Here is a 26,380-nt window from a genome sequence, read left to right on the forward strand (position 1 = left end):
GCCATGTGCGGACTCCTGACGTTCATCAGCTCGCGCAGCGATGCGCCCTTCCACCGCGAGGCGGTGGCGCACGCACTGGAGAGCCTGCACCACCGCGGCCCGGATGAAACCGGTGTCCAGGTGATCGGCTCCGAGGTGATCTTCGCGCACAAGCGGCTGTCCATCATCGACGTCGCCGGCAGCCACGAGCCGCTGCCGTATGCGAACGGGCGTTACCTGCTGACCTTCAACGGCGAGATCTACAACTACATCGAGCTGCGTGAGGAACTGATCCGGGACTACGGCGCCCGGTTCGACACCGAGGGCGACGGCGAGGTGATCGTCGCCGGGTTCCACTACTGGGGCGAGGCGGTGGTCGACCGGCTGCGCGGGATGTTCGCGTTCGTGATCGTCGATACCCACCAGCGGCTGGTCTTCGGCGCCCGCGACCCGTACGGCATCAAGCCGCTCTTCCACCTGGTCACCCCCGACGGGCTGTACCTGGCCAGCGAGAAGAAGGCGCTGCTGCCGTTCCTCACCGAGGCGTACTACGGCAGCGCCGACGGGCGAGGTGGGGTCGACACCGCGAACCTGTCGCACTACCTGACGCTGCAGTACGTTCCGGAGCCCGGCACGCTGCACCGGGGAATCGGCCGGGTCGGCTCCGGCGAGTGCTTCACCTACCGGGCCGGCGGCACGTTCGCCACCCGGCGGTACTACCAGCCCCAGTTCCGCCCGACGCCGACCGACGACCCCGAGTCGCTGTACCGGCGCATCCGGGAGACCCTGCGGGAGAGCGTCCGCATGCACATGCGTTCGGACGTACCGGTCGGCGCGTTCCTGTCCAGCGGCATCGACTCGACCGCCGTGGTCGCGCTGGCCCGCGAGTTCAACCCGAACATCCTGACCTTCACCGTCGGATACGACGTGGACGGATACTCCGAGATCGAAGTGGCCCAGGACTCGGCCCGCCACCTCGGGGTGACCACGATCCCGACCAAGATCGGGCCGCAGGACATGATGGAGGCGCTGCCGAAGATCATCTGGCACCTGGACGATCCGGTCGCCGACCCGGCGCTGGTACCGCTGTACTTCGTGGCCAAGAAGGCGTCCGAGTACGTGACGGTGGTGCTGTCCGGGGAGGGCGCGGACGAGTTCTTCGGCGGATACACGATCTACCGCGAGCCGCTGTCGCTGTCCACCATCAACGGGCTGCCCAACCCGGTGCAGAAGGGGCTGCGCAAGGTCGCCCAGGTGATCCCGCAGGGGGTCAAGGGCAAGAGCTTCCTGGAGCGCGGCACCACCCCGCTGGAGGAGCGCTACTACGGCAACGCCCGGATGTTCACCGAGGCGGAGAAGCGCCGCCTGCTGCGCCAGTACGACGAGCGGGTGCGCTACACCGACGTCACCGGGCCGATCTACGCCGAGGCGACCGCCGCCGGCCTGGACGATGTGACCAAGATGCAGTACATCGACCTGTACACCTGGCTGCGTGGGGACATCCTGGTCAAGGCCGACCGGATGTCCATGGCCCACTCGCTGGAGGTGCGCGTCCCGTTCCTGGACCGGCCGGTGTTCGACGTGGCCGCCACGATCCCGGTCGACCTGAAGCTCCCGCCGCACTCGACGGACACCAAGTTCGCGATGCGCCAGGCGCTGCGCGAGGTGGTCCCGCCGGCCATCGTCAACCGCAAGAAGCTGGGCTTCCCGACCCCGACCCGGGTCTGGCTGGCCGGCGAGATGTACGACTGGGCGCACGACATCATGGGCCGCTCGGGCGCCGGCGACCTGCTCGACCTGACCTACGCGCGCAACCTGCTCGACGCGCACAAGCGCGGCGAGGCGGACTACTCGCGCAAGGTGTGGACGGTGCTGGTGTTCTGCGTGTGGCACGCGATCTTCGTGGAGCGCTCGCTGGATCCGGGCATCACCCGGGCCCAGTCCGCGCTGCTGACCAAGCCCGTGGTCGGCTCGATGGTCCGCTGAGCGATCCCGCGCCCCGGCCGCCCGGCCGGGGCGCGGTCGCGTCGATTACCCGCCACGGCGGCGGGTACGGCCGCAGGGATGAGTGCGGTCGTGCGGGGGTGGCGCAGGCGGATGCGGGAGTCTCCGCGGGTACGCCTGGCATTGTTGATCATCCTGGCCGCGGTACCGGCCGGGATCGAGGCGGCCGTGGTGCGCGGTACCGGGTTCACCACCACGATCAGCCTCGTCCCGCACATCACCGCGGTGTGGCCGTACGGGACGTTCCACGACCTGCTCTGGGTCATGGTGTACCACCGGTCCTGGGCCGGATTCGTCGGCGAGTCGCTGGCCGCGATCGGCACGCGCGCGCTGCTGTGTACCGGGCTGATCGCGCTGGCCTGGCCACCCGAGCGGGAACGCCCGCAGCTGAGCCGGCTGCTCCTGCGCAATCTGGGGTTCTCGGCGCTGCTGGGTGCCATCCTTTCCCCGTGGGCGGCGCTGGGCGTGGTCGCCTCCGAGGTGTCCGTCTCCTGGTACCTGGCCGGTGAACTGATCCCATTGCTGATCATGGCGCCGGTGCTGCAACGGGGCGGGATCGTGCCCGGCTGGTGGCGCGGCCTGCCGCCGCTGGGCACGGTCGTGCTGTCGCTGGTCAACGTCGTGACGCTCACCGCAGGCAGCGCGCTGATGTGGTGGGCGCCGCCGCGCTGGATCGTCCCGATCGCCGCACTGGTCGGTGGGGTCAACGGGATCCTCTGGCGGTACGCCGTGCGTACCGCGCTGCTGCACCCGGGCGTGCGGTGGAAGCGGGTACCGGTCAGCCCGATCGTCATCGTGTCGGTGGCCGTCCTGGTCTTCGTCGTCGCCGACCTGACCCTGCTCGGCGGCCACGGTCGCGAGCAGCGGGAGCCGGATCCGATCGCCGAACTGGAGGCGGCCTCGGACGGCCATCCGGCGATCTTCCTGGCCGGCTACGACTCCGACTACACCGGCGAGCCCAGCGGGCGCACGCTGCCGGTCCTGCGCTTCTCGTACCGCGGCCTCGACCGCGACGGGCACCCCCGCCCGTACCCGGCGCTGGCCACCCACCAGTCGCTGTCCACCAGCGCCACGCTGCTCGCCCGGCAGGTCGAGCAGGTCAACCGCCGCACCGGTCGCCCGGTGGCGCTGCTGGCGGAGAGCGAGGGGGCCTTCGTCGCCCACTTCTACCTGCAGACCATGCCGCACCCCGGGGTGGACCGGGTGGCATATCTCAGCCCGCCGATCCGGGCCGGGCGCATCTACTACCCGCCGCAGGACCGGAACGCGGGCTGGGGTATCGCGACCGGGTGGGAGCTACGCGCGATCTTCGCGATACTCAGCGCTACCAACGGGCTGCCCAACAGTGCCGACGAGCCGTTCATCCGGTCGCTGATGGACAGCGCCCCGCTGTTTCGTGGCAACCGGCTGCTGTGCCCCGAACGGGGGGTGAAGACCATCGCCTTCCTGCCCACCAGCGACGCGATCACGGTCTCGCCATCGATCCATCCGCGGGTTCCGGTGGTCGAGGTGACCGCGGTGCACGGCATCCTGATCGACGATCCGAGTGCCCGGCGGCGGCTCTCCGTGTTCATCGAGAGCGGGCGCCAGGAGCAGCGCCGGGTGTGGGGCTACGCGGCCCTGCAGTGGGCCGGCGCGGCCTGGCAGGCGCCGTCGCTGCGGGTGCCGTGGAATCCGGCCTGGCGTGCGGTCGCCGGCCGGTCGAACCAGAACTTCAAGCCGGACGAGTGCCCGGCGAGGTGACCGATCAGGCCCGGCCGGACGGGTTGGCTCGGGTCCGGCCGGCTCGGCTCCGCCCGGCTCGGACGACTCGGGCCCGACTGGGTGGCTCGGATCAGGCCCGGCCGGACAGCTCGGCGAAACCGCGCTCCACGGCGACCAGGGAGACCTCCGGCCCGAACGGCGACCGGTCGGCCACGGCCTGCGCGGTGGCCCGGTCCCGGTGCCCATAACGGATCAGCCAGTCCAGTTCACTGAGCTGCCGGTGCGCTTCGCTGACGAAGTCGCGGTCGACCGGTACGCCGTGGCCCGGTACCACCACGGTGTCGGGGGAGACCAGCTCCAGCAGGGCGGTCACGGTCTCCGGCCACTCCAGCGGGTACGAGTCGGTGAAGTCGGGCGGCCCGCCCTGCTCGACCAGGTCGCCGGCCACCACCACCGCCGCGTCGGGTACCAGCACCACCAGGTCGCCCTCGGTGTGGCCGCGACCGAGGTGGCGCAACTCGACCCGCCGGCCGCCGACGTCCAGAGTCGCGCTGCGGTGCACGACCCTGGTGGGTGCCGCGATGGCGGCGCCACTCAGTTCCTCGGCCAGCTCAGGCTGGGTCGGCAGCCACTGCTCGTACCATGCCCGCTGCCAGTTGGGTCCGTGATCGCGCAACTGGGCGACCGCGTCCCGGTGCCCCCAGATCGCGCCGCCACCGGCCTCCCGGAAGGCCGCGTTGCCGAAGCAGTGGTCGAAGTGGTGGTGGGTGTTGACCGCGGCCAGCGGAGCCGGGGTCAGCCGGCGGACGGCCTCGGCCAACTCGCGGCCCTGCCCCGGCCCGGACAGCGTGTCGACCAGCAGGGCGCCGCCGTCGCCGACGATCAGCGTGGAGTTGACGTTCAGCGACTCGTGGCGCAGCACGTGCACCCCGGCGGCGACCTCGGTGAACTCGGCCATCACGCGTACGCCTTCGCCACGAACTTCTCCCGGTCGACGATCATCCGGTCGACCCGGATCCGCGCGGCCACCTGCTCGCCCTGGCGCAGCGTCACCACGAACGCCAACCGGCGGCCGTCGACTTCGGACACGACGGCCTCGGCCACCACCGACCCGCCGACCGGGGTGGCCAGCAGGTGGTCGAGCTCCACTCGCACTCCGACCGTGGTGGAGCCGGTCGGCAGCCGGCCTGCGGTCAACGCCACCGTGGCCGCCTCGGCGAGTGCCAGCGCCCGCGGCGTGCCCAGCACGGGCACGTCGCCAGAGCCCAGCGATTGCGCGGTGTCGGCGTCGGTGACGGTCAGCTGCACCCGCGTGGCGAGTCCGGGCCGCAAGTCCATGAATGAAAGCCTACGGGGTTGTCGGCGGCTTGCCGTCAGGGCCGAGGATGGTCGCCCGGCCGGCTGCGCATCCGGAGGCCGCCGCCTGCGGTCAGGGGGTCAGCCGGTAGCGGGTACCGGCGCCGGCGATGTCCGCGTCGCCGCCGCCCGCCTCCACCGCCGCACGCCAGGCCGGCAGGGTCGCCTCCACCGCCGGCAGGTCCACGCCTCGCTCGCGGGCCGCCGCGACGACCATCGCGATGTCCTTGGCCGCGTGCTTGAGCGGAAAGCCGGGGTCGAGCTTGCCGGCCAGCATGTTGCGGCCCTTCATCAGCGCGTACGGCGACGCGACCGCCTCGCCGTCCAGCGCGTCGAGGATCGTGGCCGGGTCGATGTCCAGGCAGGTGGCCAGCGCCATGGTTTCGGCGATGCCCTCCACGACCGCCGCCAGCCAGGTGTTGAGAGCCAGCTTGACGGCGCTGCCCCGGCCTGCCGGCCCGAGCCAGAGGGTCCGCTTCCCGAGAGTGTCGAACAGCGGCTGGACCCGCTCGCGCAACTCGTCCGGCCCGGACGCCAGCACCAGCAGCTGTCCCTGCCGGGCGGGTGCGACAGTGCCGAGCACCGGCGCGTCGACCAGGACGAGCCCCTGGGCCCCGGCCAGCTCGCCCAGCTCGGCGGTGGCCGGTACGCCGACGGTGCCCATCTGCACCCAGACCGTGCCGGCGGCCGGTCGGGCCTGCCGGATCACCTCGGCGGTGGCGGCGCCGTCGGTGAGCATGGTCAGCACGATGTCCGCCCCGTTGGCCGTCTCGGCGGCGTCGGTCAGGACCTCGACTCCCTGCTCCGCCAGGCCCGCGCCCCGTCCGGCGGTGCGGTTCCAGCCGCGTACGTCGAAACCGTGCTCGGCCAGGTTGGCCGCGATGGCGGTGCCCATGAGCCCGAGGCCGAGGACGGTGACCCGCGCCGGGGACGTGGTGTTCTGCATCGGCGGGATCCTCTCTGGGGGAGATCGCTGTACCGTACCCGGACACCAGGGCCGAAAACCCTGCGGTGGCCGGCCGGCGGAGCCTACTCCCGGTTCGAGGGCCGGTCGCCGAGCGCGTCGGCGGGCATGGTGTCGGTGGGCATCGCGTCGGCGGGCGCACCGGCCGGTGCGGAGGCGTCCGCCGGATCCGGCGACGGGTCCGGTCCGGAGCCGGCCTCGACCGGCGTCACCTCGCGCAGAAAGCCGCGCGCGGACAGGAACTCGCTCAGGGAATCCCGGTGCTGGGCGCAGGCGAGCCAGGTCTTGCGCCGCTCCGGCGGGTGCAGTTTCGGGTTGTTCCAACGCAGCGCCCACTCGGCGGCCACGCGACAGCCCTTGGCGGAACAGAGGAGGATCGCACTCACCCCGAAATGATTGAGCGCCGGGCGGCCACGGGGGAAGCCGCCCGGCGACGGGTGAATCGTACCGCTGAACACGCCCCTGGTGTCTACCCGTACCGTGTGCCGAATCGGGCGGTTCCCGGTCTTCCGGCGCTGCTCGGGGGATGATGTCGATCATCGAGTGCGTACCCGGCGCCGACCGGGTATTTTGATCGCGCACACCGGTCCGTGCGCGCGTGCTGGGCGGAGCGTGCCAAGCTAGGTTGGTCGTACCCGTTTGAAACGCCTGGAGGACCGGTGGCCCAACCGACCCCGCCCCCGTCCGCGCAGCCCTCGACGGCACCGAGCACCCCCGCCCAGGACGCGGGCCTGCTGGAGCGTGCGCTGTTCGAGGTCAAGCGCGTGATCGTGGGTCAGGACCGGATGATCGAGCGGATGTTCGTCGCGCTGCTCGCCCGCGGGCACTGCCTGCTCGAAGGGGTCCCGGGAGTGGCCAAGACGCTGGCGGTGGAGACCCTGGCCCAGGTGGTCGGCGGCTCGTTCGCCCGCATCCAGTTCACCCCGGACCTGGTCCCCGCGGACATCGTCGGCACCCGGATCTACCGCGCGTCCAGCGAGAAGTTCGACATCGAACTGGGCCCGGTGTTCGTGAACTTCCTCCTCGCCGACGAGATCAACCGGGCGCCGGCCAAGGTGCAGTCCGCGCTGCTGGAGGTTATGGCCGAGCAGCAGGTGTCGGTCGGCGGCCAGACTCACGACGTGCCGCGGCCGTTCCTGGTGATGGCCACGCAGAACCCGATCGAGCAGGAGGGCGTGTACCCGCTGCCGGAGGCGCAGCGCGACCGGTTCCTCATGAAGATCCAGGTGGGGTACCCGACCGACGCCGAGGAGCGGGAGATCGTGTACCGGATGGGTGTCTCGCCGCCCGAGCCGGTACCGGTGTTCAACACCAGCGACCTGGTCACCCTGCAGGGCAAGGCGGACGAGGTGTTCGTGCACAACGCGCTGGTCGACTACGCGGTACGGCTGGTGCTGGCCACCCGCGCCCCGGCGGAGTACGGCATGCCCGACGTCGCCCCTCTGATCCAGTACGGCGCGAGCCCCCGCGCGTCGCTGGGCATCGTGCGGGCCACCCGGGCGCTGGCCCTGCTGCGCGGCCGCGACTACGCGCTCCCGCAGGACCTGCAGGACATCGCGCCGGACATCCTGCGGCACCGCCTGGTGCTCTCCTACGACGCGCTGGCCGACGACATCCCGGCCGACCAGATCATCGAACGGATCCTGACGACCGTGCCGCTGCCGACGGTCGCGCCCCGGCAGAACGCGACACCGGTGGGCGTCGCGGCGGGCGGCAACCACCACGGCGGGTACCCGCAGACGCCGGCCGCCGCCCAGGCTGCGACGTGGCCGACCCCCGGTCGCCCGGCATGACGACGGTGCGAGCGTGACGATGGTGCGGGCATGACGATGGTGCGGGCATGAGGGCGGTGCGGGTATGAGGGCGATGCCGACGTGAGTCGGGACATGCTCGGCCTGATCCGCAGGCTACGCACGCAGCCGCGGGGCGACATCGGGGCCACCGCGCCCCCCGGTTCCGGACACGGCGAGTTGCCGCTGTCGGCCAACCGCGCCGAACCGGCCCTGAGCAAGCTGCAGCTGCTGGTCACCCGGAAGCTGGACGGGCTGTTGCAGGGCGACTATCTCGGGCTGCTGCCCGGCCCGGGCACCGAGGCGGGGGAGTCGCGGGAGTACCGGCCCGGCGACGACGTGCGCCGGATGGACTGGCCGGTGACCGCCCGGACCACGATCCCGCACGTACGCCAGACCGTCGCCGACCGCGAGCTGGAGACCTGGCTGGCGGTGGACCTGTCGGCGAGCCTGGACTTCGGCACCGCGGACTGCCTCAAGCGCGACCTGGCGGTGGCCGCCGCGGCGGCGGTCAGCCACCTCACGGTTCGGGGTGGCAACCGGATCGGCGCCGTGGTCGGAACCGGGGAGCAGATCGCCCGGATGCCGGCCCGGTCCGGCCGCAAGGACGCCCAGGGGATGCTCCGGGTCGTCGCGCAGACACCGGCCCGCCCCGGCCGGGCCGACCTGGGCGGCCTGATCGACTCGCTGAACCGGCCGCCGCGCAGGCGCGGGCTGACCGTGGTGATCTCGGACTTCATGGTGGCGCCGGGGGAGTGGGAGCGCCCGCTGCGCAAGCTCGGAGTCCGCCACGACGTGTTGGCGATCGAGGTCGTCGACCCGCGGGAGCTGGAACTCAACGATTCCGGCGTGATGGAGTTCGTCGATCCGGAGACCGGCCGGTTGCACGAGGTAGACACCCGGGACGCCCAGTTGCGGTCCCGGTACGCCGCGGCGGCCGCCGCCCAGCGTGCCGCCATCGCCTCCGCCCTGCGCGGTGCCGGTGCGGCACACCTGCGGCTGCGTACCGATCGTGACTGGCTTCTGGATATCGTTCGGTTTGTCGCGGCGCAACGTCACGCGCGCACCAGGGGGACCACCCGATGATTCGCTTCCTCGAACCGCTGTGGCTGCTGGCACTGATCCCGGTGCTGGCACTGGCCGGCGTCTACGTGCTGCGCCAGCTGCGCCGCCGTTCCTACGCGGTGCGGTTCACCAACGTGTCGCTGCTAGAGAGGCTGGCGCCGCGTGGCCTGGGCTACCGCCGGCACCTGGCGGCCGGCGCGTTCCTGCTCATGCTGGTGACGCTCGGCTGCGCGATGGCGCGCCCGGCGACCGACGCGAAGCAGCCGCTGGAGCGGGCGACCGTCATGATCGCCATCGACGTGTCGCTGTCCATGCAGGCCGACGACGTGGCCCCGACCCGGATCCAGGCGGCCAAGGAGGCGGCCAAGGAGTTCGTCAAGACGCTGCCCGACTCGTACAACATCGGGCTCGTCTCGTTCGCCAAGTCCGCCAGCGTCCTGGTCTCGCCGAGCAAGGACAAGGGGGCGGTCGACCAGGCGATCGACGGGCTCCAGCTGGCCGAGGCGACGGCGACCGGCGAGGCGGTGTTCACCTGCCTGTCGGCGATCCAGTCGGTTCCCTCCGACGGCGCGTCCGGGCCGCCACCGGCGCGCATCGTGCTGCTGTCCGACGGGTACCGCACGGCGGGTCGGCCGATCGAGGACGCGGCCTCGTCGGCGGCGGCGGCGAACGTACCGGTCTCCACCATCGCGTTCGGCACCGACCAGGGCACTGTGCAGATCCAGGGCCAGTTGCAGCGGGTACCGGTGGACCGTCCGTCCCTGCAACAGCTGGCGGAGACCACGCACGGGCACTACTACGAGGCGGCCAGCCTGAGCCAGCTCAAGCAGGTCTACCAGGACATGGGTAGCTCGATCGGGTTCAAGACGGTGCCCCGGGAGATCACCCAGTGGTACGTGGGCGTGGGGCTGTTGTTCGCCTTCGCGGCGGCCGGGATGAGCCTGCTGTGGACCTCCCGGCTGCCGTGAACCGGCGGCCCTGAGTCCGGGCCGCTGCGCGTTCGGCGGTGGTGACCGCGCGGCTCAGCCAGTCGCGTTGCGGACCAGCAGGAAGACGACGATCACCCAGCTGATGATCAGGACAAACGTCAGGGGTACGGCGTAGCGGCTCATCGACGGCTCCCGGGGCTGGAAGTGGCGGGGACGCACGTGTCGAGTCGTGGTCAGCTGCGCGCCGGCGAGGGCGCACAGGTGTCAGGGCAGCTGACGCAGAAGGTGACCACGACTCGGAGGATCGCTATCTCGCACAGCGATCACCTCCTGTGGTCGTGGGCCCGTCATTTGCCGGCGAACATCATAGCGCAATCGGGCGGGGTGGTGCCGGAGGGCCGGTTTCCCCGCCGTACGGCCAGCGCATAGTCTCTGCACTGCCCAGTTGTCGCGCCACAACCCATCGCAGCGGAGGAAACCTCGTGCCACGTACCGTGCTGGTCACCGGGGGTAACCGGGGAATCGGCCTGGCCATCGCTCAGGCATTCGCCAAGCAGGGCGACCGGGTCGCCGTCACCCACCGGGGCAGCACCGTCCCGGACGGGTTGTTCGGCGTGCGCTGCGACATCACCGACTCCGCCCAGGTCGACGCCGCGTTCACCGCCATCGAGGCGGAACTGGGGCCGGTCGAGGTGCTGGTGGCCAACGCCGGCATCACCGAGGACACGTTGCTGATGCGCATGTCCGAGGAGCAGTTCGACCGGGTCGTCGACACCAACCTGGCCGGCGCCTGGCGGTGCGCGAAGCGGGCCTCGACCAAGATGCTCCGCGCCCGGTGGGGCCGGCTCATCTTCATCTCCTCGGTGGTGGGACACCTCGGCGGCGCCGGGCAGGTCAACTACGCCGCCAGCAAGGCCGGCCTGGTCGGTGTCGCCCGTTCGATCACCCGCGAACTGGGTACCCGCAACATCACCGCGAACGTGGTCGCACCCGGCTTCGTGGTCTCCGACATGACCGACAACCTGCCCGAGGACGTGAAGCAGCGATACCTGGCCCAGATCCCGGCGGGCCGCTTCGCGCAGCCGGACGAGATCGCCGGTGCGGTCACCTGGCTGGCCAGCGACTCGGCCGGCTACGTCAGCGGTGCGGTGATCCCGGTCGACGGTGGCGTCGGCATGGGCCACTGACCACCCGATCGGCCGCTCACCGCGTCACGACCCACCCGCGCCGGCCCGGCCGGCGCCCCGATCCCATCGCACACTCTCTCCTGGAGGCAACGGTGTCTGGACTGCTGGCCGGCAAGCGACTGCTCGTCACCGGCGTCATCACGGATCAGTCCATCGCGTTCTCGGTGGCGCGCATCGCACAGGAGCAGGGCGCGACGGTCGTGCTGACCGGGTTCGGCCGGATGTCCCTGGTCGAGCGCATCGCCAAGCGGCTGCCCGCCGAGGCGCCGGTGATCGAGCTGGACGTGACCAACGCGGAGCATCTCGCCGGGCTCGCCGGCAAGGTGCAGTCCACTGTGGACGGTCTGGACGGTGTGGTGCACTCCATCGCGTACGCGCCGCAGAGCTGCCTGGGCGGCGGGTTCCTGGACGCGCCGTGGGAGGACGTGGCCCAGGCGATCCAGGTCTCCACGTACTCGTACAAGTCGCTGGCGGTGGCCTGCCTGCCGCTGATGAAGCAGGGCGGCTCGGTGGTCGGGCTCACGTTCGACGCCACGAAGGCGTGGCCGGTCTACGACTGGATGGGCGTGGCCAAGGCCGGCCTGGAGTCGGCCAACCGGTACCTGGCGCTGCACCTGGGCAAGCAGGGCATCCGCAGCAACCTGGTCTCGGCCGGCCCGCTGCGTACCATGGCGGCCAGGTCGATCCCCGGGTTCGAGCAGTTCGAGGACGCGTGGGCGGAGCGGGCGCCGCTGGGCTGGAGCCTGACCGACCAGGAGCCGGCGGCCCGGGCGGTACTGGCCCTGTTGTCCGACTGGTTCCCGGCCACCACCGGCGAGGTCGTGCACGTCGACGGCGGGTACCACGCCCTGGGTGCGTGAGGCGACTCACCCGGGCATGCGGGCCGCCCCGGCGACCTGATGAGATGGGTCCGTGGAGTACGACGCCTTCCTGCTCGTGTCCTTCGGGGGCCCGGAGGGGCCCGACGACGTCCTGCCGTTCCTGCGCAACGTGACCCGTGGCCGGGGCGTGCCGGAGGAGCGGCTGGCCGAGGTCGCCGAGCACTACCGGCACTTCGGCGGCGTCTCGCCGATCAACGAGCAGTCCCGGGCGTTGCTGGCCGCGATCACCGAGCGGTTCGCCGCCGACGGGCCGAACCTGCCGACCTACTGGGGCAACCGCAACTGGCACCCGTTCCTGACCGACACCGTGCGGCAGATGCGCGACGACGGGGTGCGCCGGGCGCTGGCGTTCGTCACCAGCCCGTACGGGTCGTTCTCGGCCTGCCGCCAGTACCAGGACGACATCGCCCGCGCCCGGGCAGAGGTCGGCGACGGTGCCCCGGTGATCGACAAGATCCGCCACTATCATGATCATCCCGGGTACGTCGGGCCGCACGCCGACGCCGTCCGGGCGGCCCTGGCCACCCTGCCGGAGCACGAGCCCGGCGCCACCCGGCTGGTGTTCACCGCGCACTCGATCCCGGTCACCATGGCCGAGGCGGCCGGTGCGGCCACCATGGCGGCGTTGACCGGCGACGGGTCTGGGTCGTCGCGCGGTGTCAGAAGCGCCGAGCCAGACCGGTCGGAACCAGCGGGCCACCGGTACGAGACGCAACTGGATGACCTCGCCCGCCTGGTCGCCACCGGCGACCTGCCGTGGGACCTGGTGTACCAGAGCCGCTCCGGGCCGCCGCAGGTGCCGTGGCTGGGTCCGGACATCAACGAGCACCTGACGGCGCTGGCCCGGGCCGGCACCCGGGCCGTGGTGGTCAGCCCGATCGGGTTCATCTCCGACCACCTGGAGGTGGTCTGGGACCTGGACACCGAGGCCGCCGAGACGGCCAAGTCGCTCGGGCTGGACTTCGTGCGCGCCGCCACGCCGGGTACCGATCCCCGGTTCGTCGACATGATCCGGGAGCTGGTGCTGGAGCGTACCGAGCCCGGCCACCCCCGCGCCGCGCTGGGAAACGTACCCACCTGGGACTTTTGCGACGCGGCCTGCTGCCCGGCACCGAAGCGTCCCGGGGCGGCAACCCGGCCCGTAACCAACGGCTGAGATGATTTCGGCATGACAACACGTGAGGTTCCGCCGGTGTCGCCGGCGGTCCGACGTCCCTCGGCGCGGCGGGCGGCAGCATGACCGAGCGCAAGCCCGTGGAGTCCTGGCTGACCGACATGGACGGGGTTCTCGTCCATGAGGGCCTGCCGGTCCCCGGCGCCCCCGAATTCATCAACCGGCTGCGGGCCTCCGGCAAACCGTTTCTGATCCTGACCAACAACTCGATCTACACCCCGCGCGACCTCCAGGCCCGGCTGACCCGGATGGGCTTCGACGTCCCGGAATCGTCGATCTGGACCTCCGCGCTGGCCACCGCTCAGTTCCTGTCCGATCAGCGGCCGGGCGGCAGCGCGTACGTCATCGGCGAGGCCGGCCTGACCACCGCGCTGCACAACGCCGGCTACATCCTGAGCAACATGGAGCCCGACTACGTCGTGCTCGGCGAGACGCGCACCTACAGCTTCACCGCGATCACCACGGCGATCCGGCTGATCCTGGACGGTGCCAGGTTCATCTGCACCAACCCCGACGCGACCGGGCCGTCCAACGAGGGCGTCCTGCCCGCGGTCGGCTCGGTGGCCGCGCTGATTTCCAAGGCCACCAACGTGGACCCGTACTTCGTGGGCAAGCCGAACCCGATGATGATGCGCTCGGCGCTCAACACGATCGGCGCGCACTCGGAGACCACCGCGATGATCGGCGACCGGATGGACACCGACGTGCTGTGCGGACTGGAAGCAGGTCTGGAGACCATTCTGGTACTGACCGGGATCAGCACCCGCAACGAGATCGATCGGTTCCCGTACCGCCCGTCGCGGGTGGTCGACTCGGTCGCCGACCTGATCGACGAGGTCTGAGGTACCCCGGGCGCCGGTGGGCGCTACCGGTGGCGGTTCAGGGGGCCAGGCGCGCGTTGCACGCGGCGACCAGGGCGTGGCGGCACGCGGTGCGCAGCGGTCGCAGTGCCTCGTCGCGCCGGTTTGCCTCGTAGCCGGTGACCGCCCCGCCGGGTGCGGCCTGCCCGGCGAGCGTCAGCACCTGGTCCAGCACGCTAGCCCGGGCGTACAGCCGGCGGGAGCGCGCGTCGTAGCCGGGCGGCAGGTCGCCGGCGAAGTCCGGGCGGCGCAGCGTGGCCAGCGCGCCGGCCAACTCCGGGCGCCACTGGGCGATGTCGAGGCGGGTCAGCTGCCCGGTGGCCTCGACGATCGCGTTGGTCAGGTCGGCCTCGGCCTCTGCCGGGCCGGGCTCGTATCCCCGCGCCGGCGCCTCGGCCAGCGGATGCATCTGCCACAGCACGGTCTCGAACGTGTCCCCGGAACCGGACGTGTGGCGCTGCACCTCCGGGACCAACCCGAACCGCCCGGCTATCACGCCCTCCTCGGCCAGCAACGCCGCGCCGGTGAACGGGCCCGGACCGGGCAGCCCGCGCGGGTCCCCGGCCACCGGCAGAACCAGCCGGATCTCGTCCGGGCTCAACTTGGCGAAGGCGCTGAGCACGCTGGCCAGCGGTACGTCCGTCCAGGTGTCCGGCGCATCGGCGACCAGGTGCTCCTCGTCACCGGCGATCTCGCCGGCCACCTCGTCGTACGGCGACAGTCCGGCGCGCCAGGAACGGACCCAGGTCACGAAGCGGGTCGAGCGGCGCACAGCCAGCGTTGCCGCACCTGTTGCGGGGGACATGCAGGCAAGCGTACGTGGCAGGCCGGGTTGATGTCTTGTGGTGGACCGTCCGGCGGGAACTAAACCCTTCCGCACGTGGACTTTCCGCCCGCCGTCGGCGGAAAGACACGCGCCACGGCGGGATCCGGGCGGCGTGCCGGGCGGTGGGCGGTGCGTGCTTTTGGGCCGCCAGGCTCGCCTGGTTTGTGGGCGAGCCGGTCAAGCGGCCCGGCGGATTTAGCGACTAGCGTCGGGGCCATGTATGGGGAGGACGTTCTCAAGGGGGACTGGCGGCGCAGGCGCATCGTCCCGGAGGTCGACGCGGAGCCCGATCTGGTGGTGGAAGACGCCGAGTCCGGCTTCTGCGGCGCGGTGGTCGGATTCGAGTCCGGTGCGGTGGTGCTGGAGGACCGGTTCGGCAAGCGTCGCAACTTTCCCATGCTGCCGGCCGCGTTCCTGCTCGACGGGCAGGCGATCACGCTGCGCCGGCCGGCGGCGCGACCGGTGCCGGCCCAGCGCCGGATCACCGCCAGCGGTTCGATCGCGGTCGACGGCGCCGGGGCCCGGGTCGCGCGGGCCAGCCGGATCTGGGTGGAGGGCATTCACGACGCCGCGTTGGTGGAGCGGATCTGGGGCGACGACCTGCGCATCGAAGGCGTGGTCGTGGAGCCGCTGTCCGGCATCGACGAACTGGCCGCCGCGGTACGCGACTTCGGTCCCGGGCCGTCCCGGCGGCTGGGGGTACTGGTCGACCATCTGGTCGGCGGTTCCAAGGAGAGCCGGATCGTCGCCTCGGTCACCTCGCCGCACGTCCTGGTGACCGGGCATCCCTACGTGGACGTGTGGCAGGCGGTCAAGCCGGAGCGCCTGGGCATCCGTGCGTGGCCGGTGGTGCCACCGGGACGGCCGTGGAAGGAGGGCGTCTGCGCGGCGCTCGGGGTGGCCGAACCGGCGGAGATGTGGCGCAGGATCCTGTCGACGGTACGCGGGTACCACGACGTCGAGACGCCGCTGATCAACTCGATGGAGCGGCTGATCGACTTCGTGACCGAACCGGCGGAGTAGGACCGCCCACGGCGCAGGCCTCCCACGGAGCAGCGCCCGGCGCTACAGCGCCGACCAGGGGTCGCGGGTGAACACGAACGTCGCGATGTCCAGCGCGGCGATCCCACCGGTACCGCTGCGGCGCACCGTCAGTACCTCGCCGTCGTTGCTGCCCGACCGGCAGCGCCAGCGGTCCACGCCCTCCTGGATGAAGCGCCACGGCGTCGCGTCCGGCGACGTCAGCGACGACATCACCAACTGGCGAGCGGCGGCGTCCCAGGCCGCCGAGTACTCCCGCCCCATCCACCACCACCGGCCGGTCAGCATCTCGACCTCCGGTGGGGGAGCGGCGCCCGGACGCCACGGCGCGACCCGGACCGGCGTTTCGTCCACCGCCGCGTCCAGCAGGTCCAGGCCGAGCGTGTCGATGCTGGAGTGGTGCAGCGTGTACGCGTTGGCGAACGCGACCACGCCGGTACGGCTGGGCCGGTGCGTCGCCTGAACCGCCAGGTACCCGGGCATCGAACCGGTGTGCCCGACGTACACCCGCTCGCCCCGCCGCCACAGTCGCAGCCCCAGCCCGTACCCGCTGGTCCAGGCGTCCACGTCGTCGATGACCGTCGGGGTACACATCTGCGCCACGCTGGCCGGCGACAGCACCGACGGCGCCGGGTTGGCCAGGAACGCCGCCCAGACGGCCAGGTCCGCCACCGTCGACCACAGTTGCCCGGCCGGCGCCATGGCGCCCGCGTCGTGCCGCGGCTCCTCGCGCAGGGTGCCGTGCCAGGGATGCACCACGTATCCGCGGGCGAACGGCTCGGTGGCGTGGTAGGTGGTGCGGTTCATCGCCAGCGGTTCCAGCAGCCGCTTGGTGACCTGGGTACGCCAGGACTCGCCGGCGATCCGCTCGACGAGCGTGCCGAGCAAACCGTACGCCAGGTTGGAGTAGTGGTACCGGTGGTTCGGCGGGTACGCCATCTTCGTCGCGCTCACCCCGGCGAGCAGGTCGTCGGAGTCCTTGCCGGCCGAGCGCTCCCACCACTGCCCGTCCGGTTCGCGCTGCAGCCCGCCGACGTGGCCGAGCAGTTGGCGCAGGGTGGTGGTGCCCGGCGGGCCATCCGGCAGGTGGTGCCGCAGCGGGTCGTCGAGGTCCAGCCGGCCCTCATCGCGCAGTTGGAGAACGAGTGCGGCGGTGAAGGACTTGCTGATCGAACCGATGCGGTACTGCATGTCCGGTTCCGGCCTGGGTACCTCGCCCGCGGCCGAGACGTGCGCGAGCGTCCCGTCCCGTACCACTCCGGCGATGAGCGAGGGTACCCGGCCCTTGGCCTGCGCCGACGCGACGATGTCATCGACCCGTCGGGCGGTGTCGGACAGCATGGACTCCCCTTCCCGTGGCTGATCGATCTTTGCGAAGGTTGGCGGAAACCTTATCCCGGCAAGCGTGCCGGCGCCCGATGGGACACGACTGGTCCGGTCGTTACGCGGCGCCAGACGCGCCGAGCCTCGCCCCGGACGCCGCCTGTCGGGCAGCGGGCGGCCTCCCGGCCCAAACGAGGATCGCCAGGCGTGCATCGGCGTGCCACGATCGAGGTGTGGCCTGGTTGTGGCTTGTCATAGGAGTGGCGCTGGCGATCGCGGAGGTCTTCACCACCACCTTCGTGCTGGTGATGTTCGCGGCCGGCGCGTTCGCCGCCGCGGGAGCCGCGGCGATCGGCCTGCCGTGGTATGCGCAGGTCCTGTCGTTCGGGGCCGTCTCGGCGGCCGCGCTGGCGCTGGTGCGCCCGGCCATCCAGCGGCACCTGAACTCCGAAACCGAGGGCGCGCCCATCGGGCTGGCCGCGATCGAGGGCTCGCTGGGCCTGGTACTGGAACGCGTCGATCTCGATCACGGATTGATCAAGATTGAAGGCGAAATGTGGAGTGCTCGTCCGTACGACGCCACCCAAGTGATCGAAAAGGGTGAGCGGGTGCGGATCATAGAGATCAAGGGCGCGACTGCCCTTGTCTGGAGGGAGTAGCGATGGAAGGCTTCGAGGTCTTTCTGATCGTGGTCGCCGTCCTGATCGTGCTGTGGGTGATCCTCACGATCGCGCGATCGGTGCGGATCGTTCCGCAGCAGCGGATGGACATCGTCGAGCGGCTGGGCAAGTACCACCGCACGCTGAAGCCCGGCATGAACCTGCTGATGCCGTTCGTGGACAAGGTCCGCGAGAAGGTCGACATGCGGGAAGCGGTGCAGAGTTTCCCGCCGCAGCCGGTCATCACGTCCGACAACCTGGTGGTGTCCATCGATACGGTGCTGTACTACCGGGTGGTCGACCCGGTTCGGGCGACCTACGAGATCGCCAGCTTCCTGCAGGCCATCGAACAGCTGACCGTCACGACGCTGCGTAACGTCATCGGCTCGATGGACCTGGAGCGGGCGCTGACCAGCCGCGACGAGATCAACCAGCACCTGTCCAGCGTGCTGGACGAGACCACCGGCCGCTGGGGCATCAAGGTGACCCGGGTGGAGATCAAGGCGATCGAGCCGCCGCCGTCGATCCGCGACTCCATGGAGAAGCAGATGCGCGCCGAGCGGGACCGTCGCGCCGCGATCCTCAACGCCGAGGGTGTCAAGCAGTCGCAGATCCTGACCGCCGACGGTGAGCGGCAGGCCGCCGTGCTGCGCGCGCAGGGCGAGCGGGAGGCGCGGATCCTGTCCGCCGAGGGCCAGGCGAAGGCGATCCAGACCGTGTTCAACGCGGTGCACAGCTCCAACCCGGACTCCAAGGTGCTGGCCTACCAGTACCTGCAGGCGTTGCCGCAGATCGCGGCCGGGCAGTCGAACAAGGTGTGGATCGTGCCGGCCGAGCTGACCAAGGCGCTGGAGGGCATCGGCGGCGCGCTGGGCAACCTGGTGCAGGACACCGGCGGCCCGGCAAAGCCCGAGGCGAAGCTGCCCGAGGCCGACCCGTCCGTGCTGGATCAGGCGCTGGCAGAGGCGCAGGCGGCGGCCGCGGAGACCGAGCAGGAGGCGGTCCGCGGGCTGCCGGCTCCGCGGGAGCTGACGGCGCACGACGTGCTGGGCGACGAGCCCCCGCAGCGCGAACGAGCCTGATCCCCGACCGGTCAGGCTCGGCGCGCGCCGCGCCACGCCCCGACCGGTCGAAGATCCCGATCCCGGCCCCGGTGCGGAAACGCGCCGGGGCCGCGTCGCGTCCGCGGACTGATCAAGGCGCTGAGGGAGCGGGTCGCCGCCGCGGTTGAGGAGCGCCGGGCGGGGCGGGCGGCACGACGGGCCGGCGGCGGGTCAGAATGGCGACGTGTCACCCACCGTCACCACGATCACCGACCCGGACGACGAGCGCATCGCCGACTATCGGGCGCTTACCGACGTCGAACTGCGTACCCGGTGGGAGCCGCCCAACGGGCTGTTCATCGCCGAAGGCGAGCTGGTGCTGCGCCGGGCACTACGGGCCGGGTACCAGCTGCGTTCGGTACTCGTGGACGCCAAGCGGGTGGCCGAGGTGGCCGCAGCCGTCGATGAAGCGGCCGTCGAGGAGGCGGGTACCGGCGCCGACGCGCCGTTCTACGCGGGTACCCAGGACGTGCTGGAGAAGGCGACCGGGTTCCACGTGCACCGCGGGGTGCTGGCCTCGTTCCACCGCCGGCCGCCGGCCTCCGCCGCCGAGGTGCTGGCGACCGCCCGCCGGGTGGCGATCCTGGAAGACGTCAACAACCACACCAATGTCGGCGCGATTTTCCGGGGCGCGGCCGCGCTGGGCATGGACGCGGTGCTGCTGTCGCCCTCGTGCGCCGATCCGCTGTACCGGCGCAGCGTACGGGTGAGCATGGGTGAGGTCTTCGCCGTCCCGTACGCGCGTCTGGAGCCGTGGCCGGCGGGGCTGGACACGGTACGCGAGGCGGGTTTCTCCGTCCTGGCGCTGACCCCGGCGCCGGACGCTCTGCCCATCCAGCGGTTGCCCGAGCGGCACCGGCACCGCCCGGCGCTGCTGCTGGGCGCTGAGGGAGCGGGGCTGTCCTGGCCGGCGCAGGAGGCCAGCGACGCGCGGGTGGTGATCCCGATGCACCGGGGCGTGGACTCGCTCAACGTGGCCGCCGCGGCGGCGGTCGCGTTCTGGGAGCTGTGCCGGGACGCGGGCCGGGAGGATTAGCGTGTTCCCCACCGTACGGGAGGTGCTCGCGCTCGACTCGTTCCGGCGGGGGGCGCCGCGGGTGGTGGCCGGCGCCGAGGCGCTGGACTCGCCGGTGCGGTGGGTGCACTCCGCCGAGGTACCCGACATCGCCAGCCTGCTGCGCGGCGGCGAGTTGGTACTCACCACCGGGATCGGCCTGCCGTCCCAGGACGCCGGGCTGCGCCGGTTCATCGCCGAACTGGCCGAGGTGGGCTGTGCCGGGCTGGTGGTCGAGCTGGGACGCCGCTACGTCGACGGGGTGCCGCACAGCATGGTCGCCGCCGCCCAGCGCCACGGGCTGCCCCTGGTGGAGCTGCGCCGGGCCACCCCGTTCGTGCAGATCACCGAGACGGTGCACGCGCGGATCGTGGACGCGCAGCTGGCGGAGTTGCGGGCCGCCGAGGAGATCCACCAGCGGTTCACCGAGCTGTCCGTCGAGGGCGCCGAGCCGGCCGAGGTGGTGGCGCAGGTCGCCGAGCTGGCCGGCTGCCCGGTCGTGCTGGAGAACCTGAGCCGGCAGGTACTGGCCTGCGCCGCGGCCGGTGACCGCGCGGACCTGTTGCTGGACGGCTGGGAGCAGCACTCCCGCCAGATCGCCGCGGGCGGGCGCACCGGGTACGACCCGCATGCCGGCTGGCTGGTCACCACGGTCGGAGCGCGCGGGCAGGACTGGGGCCGGCTGCTGCTGCGCTGGCCGGCGTCGGGTGCCCCGGTCGCGTCCGAGGAGCGGCCACCGAGCCGGCTGACCGTCCTGGTCGAGCGGGCCGCCTCGACGCTGGCCCTGGGCCGGCTCATCCACCGGGACGCCGAGCGGTTGGAGTGGCAGAGCCACCGGACGGTACTGAGCGCGCTGCTGGACGGTACCCGTCCCGTCGAGGAGGTGGCGGTGCGCGCCAAGGCACTCGGGGTACCGCTGGAGCGCCGGCGGCTGGTCGGCGTCGCGGTACGCCAGCGCAGCCAACCGGTACCGATGAACGACGGTGCGCCGGCGCCGGCGCTGCCCCGGCAGCGCGACCTGGCCGAGGCGGTGACCGTAGCGTTGCGCGAGGCGAAGTTGCCGGGACTGGTCGGCCCGCTGGACGACCAGTCGGTCGGCGCGCTCGTCACGATGCGCCCGGGTACCGACGAGGAGAGCGCGCTCGGCGCGTTCGCGGCGGCCCTGCGCCGCGACCGGGACGGTCTGATCGTCGCGGCCGGCTCCGGAGTCGACGTCCCGCGCGAGGCGCGCCGGTCACTGACCGAGGCGCGACAAGTGGCGTACGCGACCCGGCACGACACCCGGCCGGTACCAGTGTTCCGCCCGCCACACGTCGGCCTCGTCGGCCTGCTCCAGTTGCTACGCGAGGAACCCCGGCTGCAGACGTTCGTCGAGCGGGAGCTGGGTGCGCTGCTGGCGCACGACGCCGGGCACCCGAAGGACCCCTTGCTCGGGTCGCTGCGCGCGTACCTGGACAGCGGGCGTAACAAGTCCGCGGCGGCCAACGCGGCGCACCTGTCCCGTCCGGCCCTGTACGAGCGGCTGGCCCGCATCGAACGGATCCTCGACGCGGACCTGGACTCGGTGGACGCGTGCCTGTCGCTGCACGTGGCGCTGCTCGCGCTCGACGCGATCCGGGACGGCCGGTCCAGCCGGGCATGACGGAAGCCGCGCCCGTCGAGCGGGCGCGGCTTCCGCCGATGGTGTGTCAGCCGGCGTGGGCCTTCGAGCCGTTGTCGGCCTTGGACCCGTTGTTGGCCTTCGAGTCGTTCTTCGCCTTGGAACCCTTGTCGGCCTTGGAACCCTTGTCGGCCTTCGAATCGTCGTTGGCCTTCGACCCGCCGTTGTCGTGCGAACCGCCGCCGTTGTCGTGCGAACCGCCGTGGGCGCCCGGTCCGGCGTTGTAGTACCCCTCGACGATGTCGGAGGCCTGCTGCTCCCACTGGGCGTAGGCCCCGCCGAACGCGGAGACCTGCACGTCCTGGGCGGCGTCGGTCAGCGGCAGGTTCTGCCAGTTCGGTACCTGCGTCAGTGCGTTGAGGAACGCGCTGGTTGCGTACTCCGGGTCGGTCAACTGCTCCGGCGTACCCCACCCGGACGACGGCCGCTGCTGGAACAGGCCCAGCGAGTCGTGGTCGTTGATCGCGCCGAGGTTGCCGAGGTTCTCGAGCTTGCTCTCCTGCAGCGACGTGGCCACGGCGATCACCGCGGCGCGCGGGGGCAGGCCCTTGGCGTGGGTGGTGGCCACGATCGTGTTCGCGTTGCCGATCTGGGCGCCGCTCAGGCCGATGACCGACTGAGTGGACGGATCAGGCGCCCCGCCCGGCAGGAGCTGCGCCGCGGACGGTGCCGCCTTGCCGGCCGAGGATCCGCCGGTCACCGCGTTGACCGCGGCCGTGGCCGGGCTGGTGCCTGCGGGCGTGGTGCCCGTGGGCGCGGTGCCCGTGGTCGTGGGGTCCGCGGTCGCGGCGACGCCGGCCAGGGGGCCGGCGGCCAGGCCGGCGATCAGGGCGACCGACGCGGCGGCGCGCTTGGGGCTCTTGGCGAAGTTCGGCACCAGATGTCCGACACGGGGACGGCTCAGCGCGATCGCCGATGCGGCGCGCTTCGAGCTCTTGGCAAAGTCAGGCAGCAGGTGTTGGATGCGGGAGTAATTCAGCACTTGCGCTTTTCCTTTCGTGGCCGTGGATAGGTTTCAACCACCGCCGGCCGCCCGACATTCCGCGCTCTGACCTGCGGATATGCGTCGCTCGGATTGCGCATTCGGGGACATCGGGCGCATCCGGAAAGGCGCGTCGGATGGGGCGCGGAATGGCGTCCGGTGCGCCACGGACGATTTCGTGACGGCCGGTCGAACATTCACGAGAAGCAATAGGAAAAGCGCAGCTGAAACCGGGGGCAACCGCCGGTCGCTGACATCGATCTAGGTCGAGGTCAGCTCTCGACGCCCTTGCGGCGCTCCGTTATCGTGTCGCCGTGCTTCATAAGGTGACCATGCTCGTCGTCTGTGTCTTCGCGATCGGCATGGTAGGTGGATGCGGGTCCCCGACCGTCGATCCTGGGCACACACCGGCGTCAAGCCACGCAACCAGTACACCGAGCGCGACGGGATCGGCCAAGCCGACGCCGGTAGCCGCGAGCTCTCCGCTTCCGCCCGACCCGACCCTGGCGCCGTACCTGGCGCGGCTGCCGCACTTCGGCCCGCCGCCGACGCCCCAACCGGTCACGCTGCCGACCGGTCCGAAGGCTCCGATGTACCACCGGCTCCCGGTCAACCAGCCGGTGGCGTTCCTGACCATGGATGACGGTCAGACCCAACTGTCGGACGCGATCCCCCTGATGCGGGCGGCCCACATACCGTTCACCATGTTCCTGATCGCCCCGGTGGCGGCGAGGAATCCGGGGTTCTTCAGGGGAATGGAGGCGGCCGGCGGCGTGATCGAGGACCACACCATCACGCATCCGGAGATGAAGGGCAAGTCCTACCAGTTCCAGCACCGGGAAGTGTGCGACGCCCGCACCTCGCTGGAGCACACCTTCGGCAAGACGATGACGTTCTTCCGGCCGCCGTACGGCGACTATGACACCACCACGCTGCGAGCCGTGCATGACTGCGGCCTCCGGGCCGCCTTCGACTGGTCCGAAACCGTCAACAACGGCGTCGTCTACTACCAGACGTCCACGCACCGGATCCAGCCCGGCGACATCATCCTGATGCACTTCCGGCCGGCGTTCCTCGCCGATGTCACCGCCGCGCTCACCGCGATCCACAACTCCGGCCTGACGCCGGCGTTGCTGGAGAACTACGTGTCGTTCCAGCCGTAGCCCGTCATGGCTGCCCATCGAGTGGCCGGCCATGACGGGCCCAGTGCGACTTGAGTCAGGCCAGTGCCGGGTACAGGCCCGCCAGGTCGCCGGACAGCGCGCCCTTGACTGTGCGGGTCAGGTCGTCCGCCAGTACCTCGTGCCGGCCCTCGGCGAGCGCGTCGAGCACCTGGGCGACGACATCCTCCGGCCGGTTCTTCGGCCCGGTGATGTGGGCGGCCATGTCGGTGTCGATGTAGCCCACGTGTACGCCGAGCACCTGCGTACCCTGCTCGCGCAGCTCCAGCCGCAGCGCGTTGGTCAGCGACCACTCGGCCGACTTCGAGGCGCTGTACGACCCGGACGGCCCCATGGTCACGAACGACAGCACGGACAGTACGTTGACCAGCGCCCCGCCGCCGTTGGCGGCCAGGACCGGCGCGAAGGCGCGGCTGACGTTCAGGGTGCCGAAGAAGTTGGTCTCGAAGTCGCCCCGGATGCCCTCCACCGGTGATGCCAGCAGCGACCCGCCGCCGGACACGCCGGCGTTGTTGATCAGCAGGGTGACGTCCGGGTGGCGGCGGACCGCGTCGGCGATGTCCTCGGGGTTCGTGATGTCCAGCTTCACCGGCGTGATGCCCTCGCCGGCCGGTACCGTGCCCGGGTCGCGCGCACCGGCATAGACGCGGCGTGCGCCGCGATCCAGCAGCGTCCGGGTGAAGGCTCGCCCGAGTCCGCGGTTCGCCCCCGTGACCAGCGCCACCGAGTCTTCGATCCGCATGATGATCTCCTCAGAAAAAGTAAACCGTTCGGTGTACTTCGACGTTAGCGCGGGACTGGCGGAAAGTAAACCGATCGGTACCATGGTGGGTGTGACGACGGAAACCACAGCGGGCGAGCAGCCGGCCTCCCGGGGCGGGCGGGGAGCCCGGGAGCGGATCTTGCGGGCGGCCACCGACCTGTTCTACGAGCAGGGCATCGGCAACACCGGGGTCGAACAGCTCGCCGAGGCGGCCCACGTGTCCAAGCGGACGCTGTACCAGCACTTCCCGAGCAAGGACGAGCTGATCGTGGGGTACCTGCGACGGGTCACCGAGCAGCGCCTGCCCGCACTGACCGGTGTGCTGGCCGACACCGGCATGACGGCACGCGAGCGCCTGCTGGGGGTCTTCGACGTCGACGCGGCGCGCGGCTGCCCGTTCGTGAACGCTGCCGCCGAGCTGGCCGACGCCGAGCACCCCGCCCGCCGGGTGTGCAGCGAGAACAAGCAGGCGTTCATCGACACGCTCATCCGCCTCGCGGCCGAGGCCGGAGCACGGGACCCGGACGCCCTGGGACACCAGCTCGCCGTGCTCTACGACGGTGCCACGGCGCAGGGCGGCGCGCTGCACTCGACCCAACCGGCCTACCACGCCCGCGCGGCGGCGGCGGCCCTGATCGACCTGGCCACCGCCTGACCGCCGCGATCGGATGCCTGCCGGCGTGAACGGTCAGCGCAGCGACCGGCAGAAGGTACGGAGGTCGGCGGTGAGCAGCTCCGGTACCTCCATCGCGGCGAAGTGCCCGCCCCGGTCGTACTCGCACCAGTGCTCGATCCTGCCGTCCGGGTCCATCAGGGCGCGGATGGCGGTGTCGGCGGCGAACACGGCGACGCCGGTCGGCGGGCGCTTCGGCGGGCTCTGCGGCTGGGGCGCCGCGGACCGCTGTTGCGCGACGATGGCCCGCCACGCCTGGATGCCCTCGTACCCGGCGTGCGCCGTCGAGGCGCCGGAACCGGTGAACCAGTAGAGGCTGACGTTGGTCAGCAACTGGTCGCGGTCGACCGCGTCCTCGGGAAGCTCGGCCGCCGGGTCGGTCCACTCGCGGAACTTTTCCACGATCCAGGCGAGCTGGCCCGCGGGGGAGTCGGTCAGCGCGTACGCCAGGGTCTGCGGCCGGGTGGACTGCAGCGTGAAGTACCCGAGCCCGTCGCGCAGGAAGCCGTTGAACCGCTCCGCCCGTACCCGGTCGGCCGGGGAGAGACCGTCGATGGAAATCGGCGGGTCGAAGGGCGTACCCGCGGAGGTGCCGGTCAGGTGCACGCCGACCGCGTGATCGGGGTCGACCACGGGCAGCATCCCGGCAACACCCGAGCCGACGTCGGTACCGTGCGCGACGTAGCGCGGATAGCCCAGCCGCGCCATCAGGGTGGCCCACGCCCGGGCCACGGCAAACAGGTTGAATCCCGTCGCGCTCGGATCGGAGAAGCCGTACCCGGGCAACGACGGCACGACCACGTGGAACGCGTCGGCGGCGTCCCCGCCGTGCGCGACCGGATCGGTCAGCGGGCCGATGACCCTGGTGAACTCGACCGGTGAACTCGGCCAGCCGTGCGTGAGGATCAGCGGCAGAGCGTGCGGTTCCGGCGAGCGGACGTGGAAGAAGTGGATCGCCTGCCCGTCGACGTCGGTGTGGTACTGCGGGATCTCGTTGAGCGCGGCCTCCTGCACCCGCCAGTCGTACTCGGTGGCCCAGTACTCGGCGAGCCGGCGCAGGTAGTCGACGGGTACGCCGCGGCTCCAGTCGTCCACCCGGGGCCGGGCCGGCCAGCGCGTGCCGGCCAGCCGGGACCGCAGGTCCTCGACATCGGCCTGATCGATCGCGATACGGAAGGGTCGGATCTCGTTCTGGTTCGTCATGGCGGGCAACGCTAGGGCC

24 protein-coding genes and 1 pseudogene are annotated in these 26,380 nt (G+C 71.5%); 16 read left to right on the forward strand and 9 right to left on the reverse strand.

Annotation, left to right across the window (positions count from 1 at the left end; genetic code table 11):
• Window positions 1-3: 3 nt before the first annotated feature.
• Both asnB and Raf01_RS32335 read left to right on the forward strand, forming a co-directional pair.
• On the forward strand, window positions 4-1,965 hold the full coding sequence (asnB, locus tag Raf01_RS32330) for an asparagine synthase (glutamine-hydrolyzing) (protein ID WP_203921862.1): 1,962 nt from the start codon (window positions 4-6) through the stop codon (window positions 1,963-1,965).
• 78 nt (window positions 1,966-2,043) lie between these two features.
• Window positions 2,044-3,726 (forward strand): alpha/beta fold hydrolase, encoded by a 1,683-nt coding sequence (locus Raf01_RS32335; RefSeq protein ID WP_203921863.1) that lies wholly within the window; start codon window positions 2,044-2,046, stop codon window positions 3,724-3,726.
• Window positions 3,727-3,817: 91 nt separating this feature from the next.
• On the opposite strand, the gene Raf01_RS32340 is transcribed toward Raf01_RS32335, so the two are convergent.
• The 4 genes from Raf01_RS32340 to Raf01_RS49895 form a co-directional block, all read right to left on the reverse strand.
• Complete coding sequence (locus tag Raf01_RS32340) at window positions 3,818-4,648, reverse strand: MBL fold metallo-hydrolase (RefSeq protein ID WP_203921864.1); 831 nt, start codon at window positions 4,646-4,648, stop codon at window positions 3,818-3,820.
• Complete coding sequence (locus tag Raf01_RS32345) at window positions 4,645-5,025, reverse strand: thioesterase family protein (protein WP_203921865.1); 381 nt, start codon at window positions 5,023-5,025, stop codon at window positions 4,645-4,647. The genes Raf01_RS32340 and Raf01_RS32345 overlap by 4 nt, the downstream gene beginning before the upstream one ends.
• Before the next feature lie 91 nt (window positions 5,026-5,116).
• A complete protein-coding gene (locus Raf01_RS32350) occupies window positions 5,117-5,989 on the reverse strand; it encodes an NAD(P)-dependent oxidoreductase (RefSeq protein ID WP_203921866.1) in 873 nt (290 codons plus the stop codon).
• Window positions 5,990-6,072: 83 nt separating this feature from the next.
• Window positions 6,073-6,393: a hypothetical protein gene (locus Raf01_RS49895; protein ID WP_239134106.1), complete on the reverse strand. Its 321-nt coding sequence runs from the start codon at window positions 6,391-6,393 to the stop codon at window positions 6,073-6,075.
• Window positions 6,394-6,666: 273 nt separating this feature from the next.
• On the opposite strand from Raf01_RS49895, the gene Raf01_RS32360 reads away from it, so the two are divergent.
• The 7 genes from Raf01_RS32360 (at window position 6,667) to Raf01_RS32390 (ending at window position 13,875) form a co-directional block, all read left to right on the forward strand.
• Window positions 6,667-7,800 carry an AAA family ATPase gene (locus tag Raf01_RS32360; RefSeq protein WP_203921867.1) on the forward strand — a complete coding sequence of 378 codons (1,134 nt, stop codon included), beginning with the start codon at window positions 6,667-6,669 and terminating at the stop codon, window positions 7,798-7,800.
• Between the two features lie 93 nt (window positions 7,801-7,893).
• Window positions 7,894-8,883: a DUF58 domain-containing protein gene (locus Raf01_RS32365; protein ID WP_203921925.1), complete on the forward strand. Its 990-nt coding sequence runs from the start codon at window positions 7,894-7,896 to the stop codon at window positions 8,881-8,883.
• Window positions 8,880-9,830, forward strand: coding sequence for a VWA domain-containing protein (locus Raf01_RS32370; protein WP_203921868.1), 951 nt, complete (start codon window positions 8,880-8,882; stop codon window positions 9,828-9,830). Before Raf01_RS32365 ends, Raf01_RS32370 begins: the two co-directional genes overlap by 4 nt.
• Window positions 9,831-10,273: 443 nt before the next feature.
• Window positions 10,274-10,978 (forward strand): 3-oxoacyl-ACP reductase FabG, encoded by a 705-nt coding sequence (gene fabG, locus Raf01_RS32375; protein WP_203921869.1) that lies wholly within the window; start codon window positions 10,274-10,276, stop codon window positions 10,976-10,978.
• A 92-nt stretch (window positions 10,979-11,070) separates the two neighbouring features.
• Entirely contained in the window at window positions 11,071-11,838 is a 768-nt protein-coding gene (gene fabI, locus Raf01_RS32380) for an enoyl-ACP reductase FabI (RefSeq protein ID WP_203921870.1), read from the forward strand.
• Window positions 11,839-11,890: 52 nt separating this feature from the next.
• Window positions 11,891-13,015, forward strand: coding sequence for a ferrochelatase (locus tag Raf01_RS32385; protein ID WP_203921871.1), 1,125 nt, complete (start codon window positions 11,891-11,893; stop codon window positions 13,013-13,015).
• An 80-nt stretch (window positions 13,016-13,095) separates the two neighbouring features.
• Window positions 13,096-13,875, forward strand: a complete 780-nt coding sequence (locus tag Raf01_RS32390) for an HAD-IIA family hydrolase (RefSeq protein ID WP_203921872.1) — start codon at window positions 13,096-13,098, stop codon at window positions 13,873-13,875.
• A gap of 37 nt (window positions 13,876-13,912) precedes the next feature.
• Here the strand turns inward: Raf01_RS32390 and Raf01_RS32395 are convergent, their stop codons facing one another.
• Window positions 13,913-14,698, reverse strand: a complete 786-nt coding sequence (locus tag Raf01_RS32395; protein ID WP_203921873.1) for an Rv1486c family protein — start codon at window positions 14,696-14,698, stop codon at window positions 13,913-13,915.
• A gap of 237 nt (window positions 14,699-14,935) precedes the next feature.
• On the opposite strand from Raf01_RS32395, the gene Raf01_RS32400 reads away from it, so the two are divergent.
• Window positions 14,936-15,742, forward strand: a complete 807-nt coding sequence (locus Raf01_RS32400) for a DUF3097 domain-containing protein (RefSeq protein ID WP_203921874.1) — start codon at window positions 14,936-14,938, stop codon at window positions 15,740-15,742.
• Between the two features lie 42 nt (window positions 15,743-15,784).
• Here Raf01_RS32400 and Raf01_RS32405 read toward each other — a convergent pair whose 3' ends face one another.
• On the reverse strand, window positions 15,785-17,101 hold the full coding sequence (locus tag Raf01_RS32405) for a serine hydrolase domain-containing protein (RefSeq protein WP_203921875.1): 1,317 nt from the start codon (window positions 17,099-17,101) through the stop codon (window positions 15,785-15,787).
• A 215-nt stretch (window positions 17,102-17,316) separates the two neighbouring features.
• Between Raf01_RS32405 and Raf01_RS32410 the strand changes: the two genes are divergently transcribed.
• From Raf01_RS32410 to Raf01_RS32425, 4 genes are all read left to right on the forward strand, one after another.
• A complete protein-coding gene (locus Raf01_RS32410; RefSeq protein ID WP_239134108.1) occupies window positions 17,317-17,742 on the forward strand; it encodes an NfeD family protein in 426 nt (141 codons plus the stop codon).
• 2 nt (window positions 17,743-17,744) lie between these two features.
• Window positions 17,745-18,824 (forward strand): SPFH domain-containing protein, encoded by a 1,080-nt coding sequence (locus Raf01_RS32415; protein WP_203921877.1) that lies wholly within the window; start codon window positions 17,745-17,747, stop codon window positions 18,822-18,824.
• Between the two features lie 205 nt (window positions 18,825-19,029).
• Window positions 19,030-19,881: a TrmH family RNA methyltransferase gene (locus Raf01_RS32420; RefSeq protein WP_239134109.1), complete on the forward strand. Its 852-nt coding sequence runs from the start codon at window positions 19,030-19,032 to the stop codon at window positions 19,879-19,881.
• A gap of 1 nt (window position 19,882) precedes the next feature.
• Complete coding sequence (locus tag Raf01_RS32425) at window positions 19,883-21,541, forward strand: PucR family transcriptional regulator (RefSeq protein WP_203921879.1); 1,659 nt, start codon at window positions 19,883-19,885, stop codon at window positions 21,539-21,541.
• A 235-nt stretch (window positions 21,542-21,776) separates the two neighbouring features.
• Here Raf01_RS32425 and Raf01_RS50820 read toward each other — a convergent pair.
• Window positions 21,777-22,436 (reverse strand): annotated as a pseudogene (locus tag Raf01_RS50820) (hypothetical protein); the annotation flags it as partial.
• A gap of 419 nt (window positions 22,437-22,855) precedes the next feature.
• On the opposite strand from Raf01_RS50820, the gene Raf01_RS32435 reads away from it, so the two are divergent.
• Window positions 22,856-23,704, forward strand: coding sequence for a polysaccharide deacetylase family protein (locus Raf01_RS32435; RefSeq protein ID WP_203921880.1), 849 nt, complete (start codon window positions 22,856-22,858; stop codon window positions 23,702-23,704).
• 55 nt (window positions 23,705-23,759) lie between these two features.
• Here Raf01_RS32435 and Raf01_RS32440 read toward each other — a convergent pair whose 3' ends face one another.
• On the reverse strand, window positions 23,760-24,464 hold the full coding sequence (locus Raf01_RS32440) for an SDR family oxidoreductase (RefSeq protein ID WP_203921881.1): 705 nt from the start codon (window positions 24,462-24,464) through the stop codon (window positions 23,760-23,762).
• A 91-nt stretch (window positions 24,465-24,555) separates the two neighbouring features.
• On the opposite strand from Raf01_RS32440, the gene Raf01_RS32445 reads away from it, so the two are divergent.
• Window positions 24,556-25,140: a TetR/AcrR family transcriptional regulator gene (locus Raf01_RS32445; RefSeq protein ID WP_203921882.1), complete on the forward strand. Its 585-nt coding sequence runs from the start codon at window positions 24,556-24,558 to the stop codon at window positions 25,138-25,140.
• 33 nt (window positions 25,141-25,173) lie between these two features.
• On the opposite strand, the gene Raf01_RS32450 is transcribed toward Raf01_RS32445, so the two are convergent.
• Window positions 25,174-26,343, reverse strand: a complete 1,170-nt coding sequence (locus Raf01_RS32450; RefSeq protein WP_203921926.1) for an epoxide hydrolase family protein — start codon at window positions 26,341-26,343, stop codon at window positions 25,174-25,176.
• Between the last annotated feature and the right edge of the window lie 37 nt (window positions 26,344-26,380).

It is taken from the genome of Rugosimonospora africana, from assembly GCF_016862975.1.
Lineage (GTDB): Bacteria > Actinomycetota > Actinomycetes > Mycobacteriales > Micromonosporaceae > Rugosimonospora > Rugosimonospora africana.

Coding starts and splice junctions, on each gene's coding strand:
- asnB (WP_203921862.1), top strand. CDS start 4: ATGTGCGGACTCCTGACGTTCATCAGCTCGCGCAGCGATGCGCCCTTC.
- Raf01_RS32335 (WP_203921863.1), top strand. CDS start 2,044: ATGAGTGCGGTCGTGCGGGGGTGGCGCAGGCGGATGCGGGAGTCTCCG.
- Raf01_RS32345 (WP_203921865.1), bottom strand. CDS start 5,025: ATGGACTTGCGGCCCGGACTCGCCACGCGGGTGCAGCTGACCGTCACC.
- Raf01_RS32350 (WP_203921866.1), bottom strand. CDS start 5,989: ATGCAGAACACCACGTCCCCGGCGCGGGTCACCGTCCTCGGCCTCGGG.
- Raf01_RS32365 (WP_203921925.1), top strand. CDS start 7,894: ATGCTCGGCCTGATCCGCAGGCTACGCACGCAGCCGCGGGGCGACATC.
- Raf01_RS32370 (WP_203921868.1), top strand. CDS start 8,880: ATGATTCGCTTCCTCGAACCGCTGTGGCTGCTGGCACTGATCCCGGTG.
- Raf01_RS32390 (WP_203921872.1), top strand. CDS start 13,096: ATGACCGAGCGCAAGCCCGTGGAGTCCTGGCTGACCGACATGGACGGG.
- Raf01_RS32395 (WP_203921873.1), bottom strand. CDS start 14,698: ATGTCCCCCGCAACAGGTGCGGCAACGCTGGCTGTGCGCCGCTCGACC.
- Raf01_RS32400 (WP_203921874.1), top strand. CDS start 14,936: ATGTATGGGGAGGACGTTCTCAAGGGGGACTGGCGGCGCAGGCGCATC.
- Raf01_RS32405 (WP_203921875.1), bottom strand. CDS start 17,101: ATGCTGTCCGACACCGCCCGACGGGTCGATGACATCGTCGCGTCGGCG.
- Raf01_RS32415 (WP_203921877.1), top strand. CDS start 17,745: ATGGAAGGCTTCGAGGTCTTTCTGATCGTGGTCGCCGTCCTGATCGTG.
- Raf01_RS32440 (WP_203921881.1), bottom strand. CDS start 24,464: ATGCGGATCGAAGACTCGGTGGCGCTGGTCACGGGGGCGAACCGCGGA.